This is a genomic window from Streptomyces sp. A3M-1-3 (genome assembly GCF_024213665.1).
GTDB lineage: Bacteria > Actinomycetota > Actinomycetes > Streptomycetales > Streptomycetaceae > Streptomyces.
Genome location: NZ_JANAVP010000004.1, coordinates 221,218 through 234,979, shown reverse-complemented (window position 1 = coordinate 234,979; position 13,762 = coordinate 221,218). Strand labels below are relative to the sequence as shown.

The window sequence follows — 13,762 nt, the reverse complement described above, 5'->3', positions numbered from 1 at the left end:
TGTGACCCGGCATATCTACCCCTGCCCCCTGCGCTGGTCGGACATGGATGCCTTCGGGCACGTCAACAACGTCGTCTTCCTGCGGTACCTGGAAGAGGCGCGGATCGACTTCATGTTCCGGCTGGCGCCGGGGGAGGGCAGCGCCTCGTTCACCGGCGGGTCCGTCGTGGCCCGGCACGAGATCGACTACGTGCGGCCGCTGGTCCACCGGCACGAACCGGTGACCGTCGAGTCCTGGGTGACGAAGATCGGCGCGGCGTCGCTGACGATCGCGTACGAGATCAAGGACCAGGACACGGTGTATGTGCGGGCCTCGACGGTCGTCGTCCCGTTCAACCTCGCCGAGTCGCGGCCCCGTCGCATCACGCCCGAGGAGAAGGCCTTCCTCGAGGAGTACCTGGACGACGGCCGGCAGGACGAGGCCGTCGCCGCATGACGGCACCTCGGCCCCAGCTGCTCCACTTCGCGGACTCCGGGGAGGCGGCGGACCTCGCCGCCTTCCTGGGCCGTCTGGTGCACTACGACCGCGCCGCCGCGGTGCGGTTGCAGGCCGGCGGCGACGCTCTGGCCGTCTTCGGGCGGCCGCCGTCGTTCGACGTACTGGCCATCCGTACGGCGCGTCTCGCCGCCCCCAGTGGCCTCCTCGTCTCCGGAGTCCTCGACGTCACCGTCTCCGCGGGTGAGCTGCTCGAGTCCCTCGACGAGCCGGCGGGCACCGCGGTGGTGCCGACCGCCGTCACCGGTCCGCCGTGGGCGGGTGTGCTGCCACCGCGCAGCGGCTGGCGCCAGGTGCCCGGTCTGCCAGGACTGGACGCCATGCGGGCCGCCGTGGGCGCGGCCGTCGCCGAGTTCCGGGCCCGGGACGAGGCCCTGCCGCCGCAGCACCGGACCCGGTCCGAGCGCGACCGGATCGGCAGCGAGATCTGGTCCCGGACGCTCGGCGACACCGAACTGCCGCTGCGCGCGGTGCACGCAGCGCAGTCGCTGGGCTTCCTGCGTCTGATACGGACCGCGGTGCCTCAGCAGCCCGCCACGGGCCCGGCCGCGGAGCCGGTCGCCCTGCTGGCGGCGGGCAGCTGGCTACGGCTGCGGACGCCGTACGGTTCCATCGCCACCCGTCGGCGGACCGGCCTCGGCCCCCTGACGGTCACTCCGGCCTGAGCGGCGCGGAAGGAAGCATCGCGGCCCGTCAGCCGTCGGCGTTCACCATCGAGGCGGCCGCGTAGGTGAGGTAGTCCCACAGCTGCCGCTCGTGGTCCGCGGACAGGCCCAGCTCGTCGACCGCCGCACGCATGTGCCTCAGCCACGCGTCGTGCGCCGCCTTGTCCACGGTGAACGGCGCATGCCGCATACGCAGGCGGGGGTGGCCCCGGTTGTCGCTGTACGTGCGGGGGCCGCCCCAGTACTGGATCAGGAAGAGGACGAGCCGCTCCTCGGCCGGGCCCAGATCCTCCTCCGGGTACATGGGCCGGAGCAGCGGGTCAGACGCGACTCCCTGGTAGAAGTGGTGTACCAGGCGCCGGAAGGTCTCCTCGCCGCCGACCTGCTCGTAGAAGGTCTGCTCCTGAAGCGTGCCGCGCGGAATCTCTTTCACGCCTCCATCGTCTCAGACGCTTCGGCCGAGGACTCCGGCCCTAGGGGGTGTCCGGCGGATCTCGGCCCCGGCCAAGATCCGCCGGACACCCCCTAGGACTACTCGCCCAGGTACTCGCCCCGCCGCCCCCCGCGCAGGAAAGTGGAGGCATGGGTGCACACCTGGACGCGCAGGAAGCGGCGCATGCCGCGCTGGTACGGGAGATCGACGCCACCGGGGCCTTGTCGGACCCCGCCTGGCGGGCGGCGTTCGCGGCGGTGCCGCGGCATCTGTTCGTCCCGTACTACTACGTCGGCCGGCCCGGCGGCTACGAGCGGCTGTGGGCCGAGGACCCCGACCCGGAGCAGCGGGCCCGCTGGCTGACGGGGGCGTACGCGGACAGCCCCATCGCCACCCTGGTCCGGGACGGCGAGATGGTCTCGTCCAGCAGCCAGCCGTCGCTGATGGCCCGGATGCTCGCGGCGCTGGAAGTACGGGACGGGGACGCGGTACTGGAGATCGGCGCCGGCACCGGATACAACGCGGCGCTGCTCTGCCACCGGCTCGGGGACTCGCTGGTCACCACGGTCGACCTCGACCCGGAGATCACGGAGTCGGCTCGTCGTCACCTCGCCGCTGCGGGCTACCACCCGAAGGTGGTCACCGGCGACGGCGCCCGTGGCTGTCCGTCGCGCGCCCCCTTCGACCGCATCGTCGCGACCTGCACGCTGCCCGCCGTACCGCACGCCTGGCTCGGCCAGTGCCGGCCCGGAGCGCGCATCCTGGCGCCGCTGTCCACCGGCCTGATCGCACTCCGGGTCCGCGACGCGACTTCTGCGGAGGGGTGCTTCCTGCGCACCTCGGCGTACTTCGTCCCGTTGCGCGGGGGCGCGGCCGGGCTGGTGCCGCCGTACGTGGGCGGGCTGCCGCGGCAGGCGCTGGAGAACGAGCTGTTCCGCTTCCTGCTCACGCTGACCGCGGGCACGCTGGACCCGCACGAGGCGCTCTCGCTCTGGCGACGCGAGAACCGCCCCGGGCGGGAACGGTTCGGGGTGACCGTGACGGCGACCAGCCAGTGGGCCTGGCTGGACGACCCGCAGGGCCCGTACGCCTGGCCGCTGGGCCCCCGGCGGGCTGACCCGGGGAGTGTGGGGGTCAGCCCCGGCGGACCGTGATCGTCGTCCAGGCGCCCACGTGTACCCGGTCGCCGTCCTTCAGCGCGACCGGGACATAGGGCTGGATCGAGTCCTCGGCGCCGTTGATCGTGGTGCCGTTGGTGGAGTTCTGGTCGACCACGGCCCAGGTGCCGTCCGGCTGCTGGACCAGGACGGCGTGCTGGTGGGAGACGCCCGGGTCCTCCGGCGGCACGGACAGGTCGATGTCGGGGGACTCGCCCGTGGAGTGCCGGCGGCGGCCGATGGTGATCTGGTTGCCGGACAGCGGAAGGTGCTGTTCCGGAGAGTAGGCGGGCAGGTTGAGGCCGGCCGCGTCGGGTCCGCTGCGCTGCATCATCGCCATGAAGTACTCGCGGTCCGGCGCTATCGTCGCCGTCCAGCCCGCGGGCGTCTGGTACTGCTGCTGCTGCGGAGGCTGAGGCTGGGGCGTCTGCTGCACCGGCGGCGGCAGCATCCAGTCGTCGCCGCCGTTCTGCGGCTGGTGCTGGTGCTGGTGCTGGTGCTGGTGCTGCTGCGGCGGTGGCTGCTGCTGGTACCCGGGCGGCGGCGGGGGGCCCGGCATGGGCTGGTACGGCGCCGGGTGCTCCGGCGCCAGCGGTTCGGCCGGGCGGTTCATCTGTGAGGGACGCGAGCTCTGGTACTCGTACGGGTCCTGCGGACGCGGCGGCTGCTGCGGCTGGGACTGGAAGCCCGGGGGCAGGTTGAGGCTGGGCGCCTGCGGCGGCGCGACCGGGGTGTAGGAGGTCGCCGTGTGCGTCAGGAAGTTGTACCGGCACTCCTCGCAGTACGGGGCCATGGCCTCGCGCGGGGTGCGGCACTGCGGGCACAGCTCCGCCTGGGCGGTGGGCTCGCCGCCGGCCGGCGGGAAGCCGTAGCCGTCGTATCCGGGAGCGGGCGGCGGGGGCGGCGGGGGCGGCATGGCGCCGGGGGGCGCGCCCGCACCGGCCATGCGATGGCCGCAGACCTCGCACCAGTCGTCGGAACCCGACTGGTGTCCGTTCGGGCAGGTCGGCATGTCGGCACTTCCCCCTCTCCATGTCCGGCCCCTCACCGGGACCGCAAATCAGGACTTCTTCACGCGAACTGTCTTGGTGGAGCGCGTTTCGAGGGTCATCTCGTCCGCGTCCGCGACCTTCGCCTTCAGCCGCACAGTACCTGTCGCCGCATCGACGACGTCCACCACCTTCGCCAGCAACTTCGCGGTGTCCTCGTTCCCGGAGGCGCCGGCGAGCTGCACGGCCCGGCCGAGTTTGGCCGTCGCGCCGTCGAAGTCGCCCGACTTGCGGGCATCCAGGCCCTGTTGGATGACCTGCGCCAGTTCGGCCTGACCTGTGTAGTGGGCGACCTGCGGGTTGATGGAGGTGGAGGCCGCCATGTCGTCGGTCCACACGGCCCGTACGAGACCCTGCGACAAGGTCTGCGGCGCGCCACCGGACGGATCGGGCAGCACGAGCGAGACGCGGGCGGCGAGCATCTCCCGGCCGATCCCGGCCTCGGGCACCTGCACGCACACGTGGTAATCGCGGGACTCGTCGCCCCACGAGCCCGTCGGGTAGTCGCCGGCCCGTGGGCCCACCTCCGTACGGCGGTCGGTCAACTCCTCGACCGTGGGCGCCACCTGCTTGACGAACTTGATCTCCGTGTCCACCGGGGTCCACAGCCGCAGTGCGACATCGGCGACCTCCTTGCCCATCGCGTTCTCCATCATCTGCGTGAAGTCCGCGGCCAGGCCCGACGGGTCGGCGACGATGTCTGCCGTGCCCAGCAGCGCCGAGGCGATGCCGGTGACCTCTTTGACCTCCCAGTCCGTGCCGACACCGCGTGCGTCGCAGGTGAAGCGGCCCGCGCAGGCGTCGAGGGCGGCCCGCAGGTCCTCGGGGGACTCGTGCTCGTTACGGCCGTCGGTGAGCAGGATGCCGTGCCGTATCGCGACATCGGCCGACCCGAGCAGCCGGTCGGCCAGCCGCAGCCAGGTCCCGATGGCGGTGCCGCCGCCCGCGCTGAGCTTGCGCAGCGCCTCCTTGGCCTGGGCGCGGGTCTGGTCGTCGGCCGAGGCCGGCCGCCCGTTGCCGGGGTAGACCTCCTTGGCCACATGCGTGCCGCCGACGACGGCGAAGGCGACGCCGTCACGCAGGGTGTCGATCGCCGCGGCCGTCGCATCGCGGGCGTTGCGCATCTTGGTCGGCGGGTAGTCCATCGAACCGGAACAGTCCACCATGATCACCACGGCCGCGCCGGGTGCCTGCCCCGGTATGGACGACGGCGACGCCCCGACGCCGGTCAGCGGCACGCCACCGCTGGTGCCGCCGCCGGTGGACGTGACGGTGACGATCGCGTTGACCTCGCGGCCGCCCTCCGGCAGGTATTCGTTCTGGTACACCTCGACGGAGAACTGCGGCACGTGGGACTTGGAGAAGTTGGCCATCGAATCGACTCCTTGAGGCTCCGCAGGCTAGTGACAAGTAGACAAATGGATCCCGGGAACTGTGACGTTCGGCGACGGGTCACCGTCCGGCGGGGGACGGTTCGTTCAGGCCGATCCTGCCCCTTGCGGCGGCACGGGGAACGGCAGCACGGCCACTGTTACGTTGTCGTGGCCGCCGCCGTCCAGGGCGTGGCCGACCAGCACCTGCGCGCTGTGCAGCGGCCTGTGGTGGGAATCGGCGGGCAGCACCCGCGCCATCTCCTCGGCCGCCTCCGCGTAGTTCCACAGGCCATCCGTGCACACCACCACCACACCCGGCCGGTCCGGCTTGAAGGACGCGGTGTGCGGCTCCAGTTCGTACGCGTCGGCGCCCAGCCAGCCGGTGATGGCGTGGGCGCGCTCGTCGGCGTACGCCTCGGCCTCGTTCATCAGGCCCGCCGCGACCATTTGCGCGGCCCACGAGTCGTCCTCCGTGAGCCGGGCCGGCGGGGTCGTACGGTCGACGGGCACCCAGTACACGCGGCTGTCGCCGACCCAGCCGACGATCAGCAGGCCGCCGGCCACGATGGCGCCGACGAGCGTGCAGGCCGGGGCGTTCTGGTGGCGGTGCGGGTCGTGCTCCAGCGCGTCGGACTGCGCCTGGGCAAGGGAGTTGACCGATTCCGAGGCGGCGACGATCGCCTCGTGCATGGCCTGCTGCGGGTGCGTACCGCGCGGCAGCGCGGCCAGCAGGGACTCGTTCGCCGCGCTCGCCGCGGCGGCCGAGGCCTCGTCGGGACGGCTTGCCGACGACACACCGTCGCAGACGATCGCCACGACGGCAGGGGAGCCGTCCGGCAGCGCGGTGGCGGACACCGCGAAGGAATCCTCGTTGCGGTGGTGGCGCAGGCCGCGGTCGCTGACCGCCGCGACCGCGCCGAGCTCCTGCTCCATGTGGTCGCGCTCGCGCGGCTGGGCGTGCCCGCAGTTCTCGCAGTACCCGTCGTCGTCGACGCGGCCCGCGCGGCAGGCCACACAGACCGGCCCCGCGGCCTGGCCGGCCGGCGGTGTCCCGGGCGCGGCGGTCCGTGGGTCCGCGGCGGGGTCCGGGACCGGTGCGGGGGCGGCCGGGGGCGCCGGGGCCGGGGCGGACGCCGGGGCCGGAGCGGGGGCTGCGAGTGGGTACTCGTCCGGGGCGGGCGGCCCGTCGAACCTCACCGCCGACGGGAGTTCCCTCCCGCCCGAGTCGGTACCGGGCAGGTCGGCGGGCCGGTGCACCGGCGCGGGCGAGTCGGAACTGCCCAACTCCGGCGCGTCCGGCCACTCCAACGGGGCATGCGGTCCCGACCCGTTGAGGGCCACAGTGGGGTGGTCGCCGGGCGGCTGCGGGACGGCCGACAGGTCGTACCCGCAGACACCGCAGAACTTGTCACCCTCCTCCAGCGGTTCCTCACAGCTGGGGCAGGCAGACAGTTGGTGCATCCGCGACATCAATCACACCCACGTCCGGGGTCGGAGACGGTTGGCCCGCTCCACCAGTTCGATCCTTTCCTCGCCACGCTGTGCAAGCCGGGCGAGGACGCGGTACGAGCGCTCCAGACCGAAGCGCAGGCCCCGCTCGTCCAGTTGACTGCCGAGCAGCGCCGTCTGTACGGGACGCGCCCCTCGGCTACCGGAGAGTACCCAGTCGAGCGCCGTACCCAGAACCTCGGTCGACAACCGCTCGCGGCGTACGGCATCCAGCCCGAACTGCTGCAGGGCCTCGACCTGCCCCGCGGCCGCGGTCAGATCGTCCAGCAGCGGGTCGTGCGCGGCGCGTTGGCGCAGCCGCGCCCGTACGGCGGCGACCCGCGCCGCCGTGTAGTGGATCGACGCCTCCGGTACGGACTCCAGGGACCGTACGGCGCTCGCCCGGTCCCCGGCGGCCAGCTGTACCCGCGCGAGGCCGAACGCGGCGCTCACGTAGCTCGGGTCGGTCGCCCAGACGAGGCGGTAGTACTCGGCCGCGTTGTCCAGCTGGCCGAGGACCTCGGCGCACACGCCGAGTGCGAGCTTCGGCGCGGGTTCGCCCGGGAACGCGTCGTAGATCGCGTCGAAGGACAGCGCCGCGATCTCGTTGTCGCCCGTCACGAGCGAGGCGACACCGCGGTACCAGACCACCCGCCAGTCGTCCGGGTGGTCGGCCTCCAGGGACTCCAGCGCTCTGGCGGCGGAGGCCGGCTCGCCCATCTCCAGCCGGGCCCGCAGCTCACGCAGCCGCCGCTCCACGGAGTTGGCGGGCGCGGAGTGCAGGGCGGCTATCAGCTCGGCCGGCGCGGAGGCCATGAGCCCGGCGAGGAACCCCGCGTTGGGGTCGTTCGGATCGACGCGGGGCACGGGCAGCGCGAGCGAGGTCGCCCGAGCGTCGAGCGAAGCGAGGTACGCGTGCGCGTACGGGCCCCCCACGGTGCCGGGGGCGCCTGCGGCGCCGGGTACCGGGAGCGCGGCGTGCGTGGGCGCGTACGCGGTGCCGGATACCGGGTGGCCGGGCGCCGCATAGGCGTGCCCGCTGCCGCCGGCCACCCCGCCGCCCGACGAGCCGCCGTACCCGGGGGTGCCTTCGGCACCGGGAGTCCCCGGGCTGCCGTACGTGTGAGTGCCGGAGGCGCCAGCCGCCCCGCTGCCGTACGGCGCGATTCCGCCCACGCCGGAGGCGCCTGCGGCGACGCCGGGCGGGGTCGCGCCGCCGTAGGAGGGGCCCCCACCGGCGGGGCCCTGTCCCGCGCCCGAGGGCGCGGCACCCAGGACATGCGCCCCGCCGCCGGCGGTGCCGACTCCGGCGGCTGCGCCGCCATGGGGTGCGCTCCCGCCTGCGGCGCCGGGGTGCTGCCCGGCACCAGAAGTGCCGACCGCCCTGCCTGCGGCGTGCGTTGCGGCGGCGCCGACGATGCCCGCACCGTACGGGGCGCCCCCGCTGCTCCCGGACGGGGATCCGGCGGCCGGGCCGGCGGGCGGGAGGTGCGGGGCCGTTGTGCCGAGGGCGGGCGCGCCCGTCGTCCCGGCGCCGACAGCGGTTCCCGCGCCGCCGGCGGCTCCGCCGCCCACCGCGGCTGCGCCGCCCACCGCGGCTCCGCCGCCCACCGGCTGGGCCGGGATCGCGCCCGGCGGCAGGGCGGTACGGGCCGCTCCGCGACCGCGACCGCGTACTCCTCGCCGCGCCGGAGGCGTACGCGCACCGAGCTGGGTGACGTCGTCCGCCAGTTCGGCGAACAACTCTGAGTCCGTGACCTTGAGTTCCGGGCCGAACAGCGTCGACAGCTGAGGTCTCGGACGGCCTGTCTGGAGCGCCACCACCTCGCGCAGCACGCCCGTCAGCTGCTCGGCCATCTCCTGCGCGGAGGCGAACCGCCGCGCCGGATCAGGGTCGGTCGCCCGGACCAGAAGCCGGTAGAAGGACTCGTACGTCCGGAAGACCTCGATGTTGTCGGGGTCCGGCAGGCTGTCCACGAAGACGTTCGTGTACCCCTGGAAGTCGAAGGTCAGCACGGCCAGCGTGCGCGCCACCGTGTACAGGTCGGAGGCGACGGACGGGCCCACCTCCGCAACCTCCGGCGCCTGGTACCCGACCGTGCCGTAGATCGCGCTCTCGTCGTCGTCCATCCTGCGGACCGCGCCCATGTCGATGAGCTTGAGCTGGTCCTGCTGCTGAATCGCGTTGTCGACCTTGAAGTCGCAGTACAGCAGGTTCCGGCTGTGCAGATGGCCGAGCGCCTCCAGCGCCTCGATGCCGTACGCACACGCCTGTTCGACCGGCAGCGGATCACGCCGGCCGGCCGGCCCGCGCCGGTCATTGGCGATCTCCTTGAGCGACTTGCCGCCGACGTACTCCATGACGATGTAGCCGTCCATGGAGCCGGTCCGCTGGTCCAGGTGCTCGACGAAGTTGTAGATGCGGACGATGTTGGAGTGCTCGATCTCGGCGAGGAAGCGTCGCTCCGAGATCGCCGCGGCCATGGCGTCCTGGTCGCCCGTGTCGAGCAGACCCTTCAGCACCACCCAGCGGTCCGAGACCGCCCGGTCGTAGGCGAGGTAGACCCAGCCCAGGCCGCCGTGCGCCAGGCAGCCCGCCACCTCGTACTGGCCGTGCACGATGTCGCCGGTGCGCAGCTTCGGCACGAAGGAGTACGGGTGCCCGCACTTGGTGCAGAAGCCCTCCGTGCGGCCGGGCCGCTCACCGCGGGAGCGCCCCACCTGCGCCCCGCAGTCCGAACGCGAGCAGAACCGCTTCCGCTCGGGAACTTCCGGGTTCTCCAGCACCGCCGCCGCCGGATCGGGGCGCGGCACCTCCGGCACGGCGACCAGCCCGGCACCGAGCCGGTTGCGCCCGGACGACGACGTGGTGGATCCGGAACTGCGCACCGAGACGGACCGCGCGCTGCCGACACCGGAGAGCGAGCGGGACAGCCGCCCGGACACCGACCGCCGGGAGGTGGAGGAACGGGAGGAACGGGAGGAGCGGGAGGAGTGGGACGAGCGCGCGGACCCCTGCGAACCGCTCCGCGCCGAACTGCTGTTGCTGCCGCGGCCCCGGCCACCGGTGATGCCGGTCGGCGGGGAGGTCAGGCCGCCGTTCGGCGCGACGACGGGGGCGAGCCCGCACGTGCCGCAGTACAGCTCCCCGCCGCCCATGTCCTCGTACGAGCCCTCGCACCCGGGGCGCTGGCACTTCGCCGCCTCACTCATGATTCCCCCCTGCGGTCGGTGGGCCCGGACTGTCGCGGGACCAGGACTTCTGCCGCGGCCTGCTGGAAGCGCAGGACCGCCTGCTCGGCGGCGCGCAGATCGCAGGGCGCGCTCCACAGCATCCGCCGGGCCGCGTCGTACCGCTCGATCAGCAGCGGGTCCTCGGCCATGCCGTGCCGGGCGACCTTAGCCTTGTACGCGTCGAGGCGGCCGCGCAGCTCCGCCCGGACCGCGAGCGGCGCGGTGACCGCGGTCAACGACTCGCGGGCCCGCATCAGTTCGTCCTCAGCGCGGCGCTCCAGGGACTCCAGGAGCGGGGAGAGCCGGTGCCACTGCGCGTGCCTGCGGTACTCGGCCGCCGTCGCCAGCTGCTCCTGCAGGGCGGTCGACGGGCCGCTGACCGCCGGCACCTCGGAGGCGGCGATCTTGGCCAGCACCTCGCCGCGTGCGGCCCGCGCCTCGGAGAGCGTGAGGTCGGCACGCGAGAGCACATCGCGCAGGCTCAGCAGCCGCTGCTCGGCGTCCTGACGGACGTCCAGGACCGCCTCGATCTCGCGCCGGACATCCTCCAGCGCCCGGGCCGCCCGGTCGTACCGTCCGGTGTCGGGGCGTCCGCCACCGGGGGCGGAACTGCGGGGCGCCGGCACCCAGAACGCCAGCGGGTCGGACACCACCTGCGCGCGCAGCGTGGTCAGTTCATGCGTGATCGACTCCAGGTCGTCGCCCGAGGGGTGCTCGCCCGGCCGTACGCCGACGGAGTGCGCCAGCGAACGGGTGCGGTGCAGCTCGGCCGAGAGCAGGTCGATCCGGGCGGGCAGGGCGGACCACACCGCGTCCGCCGCCACCACCATGTCCAGCGACTGCGCGTACAGCTCGTTCATCCGGCCGACCAGCTCCTCGAGCGTGAACTCCTCGGTGAGCTTGGCGGGTCCGGTGATCGAGGGGGCGGCATGCCCGGAGGTGCCGCCGGCGATGGTGACGCAGCGGCCGCGCAGCAGCTCGGTCAGCTCGGTCAGGTCCTCACGGGTGGGCCAGCGCCGCCTGCCGCGCTTCTCGCGGGCATCGGTGAGAGCGGCGGTGTACGCGTCGAAGTAGGACCAGAGCAGCGAGACGGCCTGCTCGGTCCCGGCCCAGCGGTCCTTGGTGGTGCCGGTCAGCTCGGCGCCTTCGAGGAGCCTGCGGCCCGCGTGGTCCTGGAGGGCGAGGAGCGAGGTCTCGATCGCCTCGTGCTCCGCGCCGAGCCGAGCCAGCGCACGGTCCACCTCGTCCCGGTCCATCACCGGGCCCGGTGGTCCCCCCGCGAAGTGGGGGGAGGGTCCCGCGCCGCCCATCGATCACCCCTCCGAGTCTCTGACCACGTTGCTGCCGTCGTAGTTGCCGTCGAGCTGTGTCCCTGTCCGGCCGGATCCGCCCAATACGCTCAGCCCGTCCGGTACTTCGGGGCCGGTGGTCCGGTGAGGTCCGGCATGTCGGCGGCCAGCCATTTACGGTAGGCCGCCATCCAGGGGCTGTTCGCGCCGCCTTGGCGGTAGCCGTCCAGAACCTTGTTCACCCGGCGTACCAGGTCGGTGGCTTCCTTGTTCATCGCCACGCCGTAGAACTCCTTGGTGAACGGTGTGCCCACCAGCTTCACCGAGGGGTCCTGCGCGGCCTGGCCCGCCGCCAGGGCGTTGTCCGTGACGACCCCGTCGACCTCGCCCAGCTGCAGCCTGACCAGGCAGTCCAGCTGGTTGGGCACGGTGACGGAGATATCGGCGCCGAACGACTTGGCCTTGAGCGCCGTCTCCGCCGTGGAGCCGCTGGCGGAGCAGATCTTCTTGCCCTTGAGGGTGGCGTCGTACCCCTTGATCGACGACCCGGCCGGGACGAGCACCTGCTGGCCCGCCTCGAAGTAGGCGGTGGAGAACGCGACGTCCGCCAGGCGCTTGCAGTTGATCGTCATCGTCCTGACGACGATATCAACCCGGCCGTCCTTCAGCGCCGGTATGCGCTGACTGGTGGGAATGGCCCGGTAGATGACCGCTTCCGGGTCACCGAGGATTTCCTGCGCTACGGCCCTGACCAGATCGATGTCGAAGCCTTCGAGCTGCCCGGTGGCCGGATTGCGGTAACCCCAGCGGAAGCTGTTCTGGTCGACGCCGGCGACGAGCTTGCCCGCCTTCTTGATCCGGTCGATGGTGGCGCCGTCCGCGGCGGACGGAGTCAGGCTCGCCTCCGGGTTCTGGCACGTGTCGGCCTTGGCCGGCTGCGCACCCGCCGAGCCGTGCGCGGCGGCGGCCCCGGCGGCCCCCGCGTCCGGGTTCCCTCCGGCCACGGTCAGCGGCAGCAGTACGGCGGCGGCCGTCAGCGCACAGGCGGCGGCCATCCCCGTCACGCCGCCCCAGCCGCGAAATCTGCTGGTCCTGGTCACCGCTCCCCCTCTCACCTGTACTCCGAAAGCCTGCGGCCGATGCCGAGGACGGCGGCCATCGCGCCCAGTACGGCCAGCACGGCCGCACCCAGCGCGAGCCCGGTCATTGCGCCTCGGCCGTCCTGCGCAGCCTGCTTGAACTCACGCTGCTCATGGGCGAGCGCCTTCTCCAGCGAGGCGTCCACCTCGTCGAAGCACTCGCCGGTGCTGTTCTTGGCGCCGATGATCTGCGCCAGGGCGCCGTCGTAGTCACCCTTGTTGTCGGTGTCCCTGGCGGCCGTGTGCCGCTTCTTCCATTCAGTCATGCCCGCCTGGGCTCCCGCCACCGGCTCGCGTCCCTCGCTGTCGTCGGCGATGCGTTGTGCCCGGGCGAGCCCGCTGGTGAGGGTCTTCATGGCGCTGTTGTGCTCTGCTTCGTACTTGTCGGACTTCCCGTCCTCGGCGAGCACGGCTCCGCGCGCGACCAGGGTGAGGTTCTCATTGGCACGGGCCTGCAGCGAGCTGATCCGGGCGTTGTTGAGGACTTTGAGGGACTCCTGGCCGTGTGCCTGTGACTCGTTCAGCCCGGACCTGGCCAGAGTGTGCCCGACCGCCAGCCAGAGCAGGACGACGGCGGAGGCGGCCGTCGCGGCCACCAGCCCGTGGTTGAACACCCGGTTCGTACGGTGGTAGTTGCGGCGCTGCGCCCATGCGAGGCCACCGAGCGACAGTACGCCCGAACCCAGCGCGATGAACGGCCAGGAGTTGGCGTCGTCGTAGTCCTGGTAGAGCCGCTCGGTCTCCGACTCGTACAAATCCTTGGCCGCGGGCAGCAGTTCGGTGCTCATCTTCTCGTTCGCCCGGCGCAGATAGGCGCCGCCCACCGGGAAGCCCTGCCGGTTGTTCGCCCGCGCCTGCTCGATCAGGCTGGTGTAGGCCGGGAGTTGTTCGTTGAGCTGGGCGATCTGCTTCCCGGAGTCGCCCGAACTGTCCGTGCTGGCAGCGGCTTTCACCAGCAGCCGTGACGCGTTCGCGATGTCCTTCCGGTACCGCTCGCGCAGTTCGTGCGGTTCCTGCCCGCCGGCCAGGAAACCGCTCGCCGCCGCCGTGTCGGCGTCGGCGAGGGAGCGGTAGATGCTCGCGGCGTCGGCGCTGAGCGGCTGGCTGCGGCTCACCACGTCGTCGGCGGCGGCTGCGCGGTCGGAGATCTGCCACGCCGTCGTGGCGCCGAACGCCACGACCAGCGCGGCGATCACGGCCCCGATGATGCGCAGCCGGCCCGGCTCGGTCGTGGCCGCCGCACGCAGCCGGTCCACGCCCTCGGCCCAGGCGCTGCGGCGCGCGGGCGGTGGCGCGGGCAGTGGTGGCGGTGCCGAGGGCGGCACGGGCGGCTGCGGTGCCGTGCCCGTACTCGATGGCTGTGTCACTTGACCTCCCCCTTGGTCACTTGACGGTGGCCCGTCTCCCGCCCAGCAGTATGGCGGGAGGGTCCTTCATGC

General features: G+C 72.9%; 11 protein-coding genes. 3 read left to right on the top strand and 8 right to left on the bottom strand.

Annotated elements, in window-relative coordinates; translation table 11 throughout:
• The first annotated feature begins 1 nt into the window (after position 1).
• On the top strand, positions 2-436 hold the full coding sequence (locus tag NLX86_RS06420; RefSeq protein ID WP_254370602.1) for a thioesterase family protein: 435 nt from the start codon (positions 2-4) through the stop codon (positions 434-436).
• The gene (locus tag NLX86_RS06415; protein ID WP_254370601.1) at positions 433-1,161 is read left to right on the top strand and encodes a hypothetical protein; all 729 of its coding nucleotides are present in this window, start codon (positions 433-435) and stop codon (positions 1,159-1,161) included. The genes NLX86_RS06420 and NLX86_RS06415 overlap by 4 nt, the downstream gene beginning before the upstream one ends.
• A 28-nt stretch (positions 1,162-1,189) precedes the next feature.
• Here NLX86_RS06415 and NLX86_RS06410 read toward each other — a convergent pair whose 3' ends face one another.
• Complete coding sequence (locus NLX86_RS06410) at positions 1,190-1,594, bottom strand: globin (RefSeq protein ID WP_254370600.1); 405 nt, start codon at positions 1,592-1,594, stop codon at positions 1,190-1,192.
• 149 nt (positions 1,595-1,743) lie between these two features.
• Between NLX86_RS06410 and NLX86_RS06405 the strand changes: the two genes are divergently transcribed.
• Positions 1,744-2,748, top strand: a complete 1,005-nt coding sequence (locus NLX86_RS06405; protein ID WP_254370599.1) for a methyltransferase domain-containing protein — start codon at positions 1,744-1,746, stop codon at positions 2,746-2,748.
• On the opposite strand, the gene NLX86_RS06400 is transcribed toward NLX86_RS06405, so the two are convergent.
• The 7 genes from NLX86_RS06400 to NLX86_RS06370 form a co-directional block, all read right to left on the bottom strand.
• Positions 2,729-3,763 (bottom strand): FHA domain-containing protein, encoded by a 1,035-nt coding sequence (locus NLX86_RS06400; RefSeq protein WP_254370598.1) that lies wholly within the window; start codon positions 3,761-3,763, stop codon positions 2,729-2,731. The two genes, NLX86_RS06405 and NLX86_RS06400, sit on opposite strands and share 20 nt — an antisense overlap.
• 48 nt (positions 3,764-3,811) lie before the next feature.
• A complete protein-coding gene (locus NLX86_RS06395) occupies positions 3,812-5,173 on the bottom strand; it encodes a VWA domain-containing protein (RefSeq protein WP_254370597.1) in 1,362 nt (453 codons plus the stop codon).
• Between the two features lie 105 nt (positions 5,174-5,278).
• A complete protein-coding gene (locus tag NLX86_RS06390) occupies positions 5,279-6,643 on the bottom strand; it encodes a protein phosphatase 2C domain-containing protein (RefSeq protein WP_254370596.1) in 1,365 nt (454 codons plus the stop codon).
• A gap of 3 nt (positions 6,644-6,646) precedes the next feature.
• Complete coding sequence (locus NLX86_RS06385; protein ID WP_254370595.1) at positions 6,647-9,874, bottom strand: serine/threonine-protein kinase; 3,228 nt, start codon at positions 9,872-9,874, stop codon at positions 6,647-6,649.
• A complete protein-coding gene (locus NLX86_RS06380) occupies positions 9,871-11,205 on the bottom strand; it encodes a hypothetical protein (RefSeq protein ID WP_254370594.1) in 1,335 nt (444 codons plus the stop codon). The genes NLX86_RS06385 and NLX86_RS06380 overlap by 4 nt, the downstream gene beginning before the upstream one ends.
• 89 nt (positions 11,206-11,294) lie before the next feature.
• On the bottom strand, positions 11,295-12,239 hold the full coding sequence (locus NLX86_RS06375; RefSeq protein ID WP_254370703.1) for a glutamate ABC transporter substrate-binding protein: 945 nt from the start codon (positions 12,237-12,239) through the stop codon (positions 11,295-11,297).
• 56 nt (positions 12,240-12,295) lie between these two features.
• Entirely contained in the window at positions 12,296-13,690 is a 1,395-nt protein-coding gene (locus NLX86_RS06370; RefSeq protein ID WP_374213839.1) for a hypothetical protein, read from the bottom strand.
• Positions 13,691-13,762 lie beyond the last annotated feature (72 nt).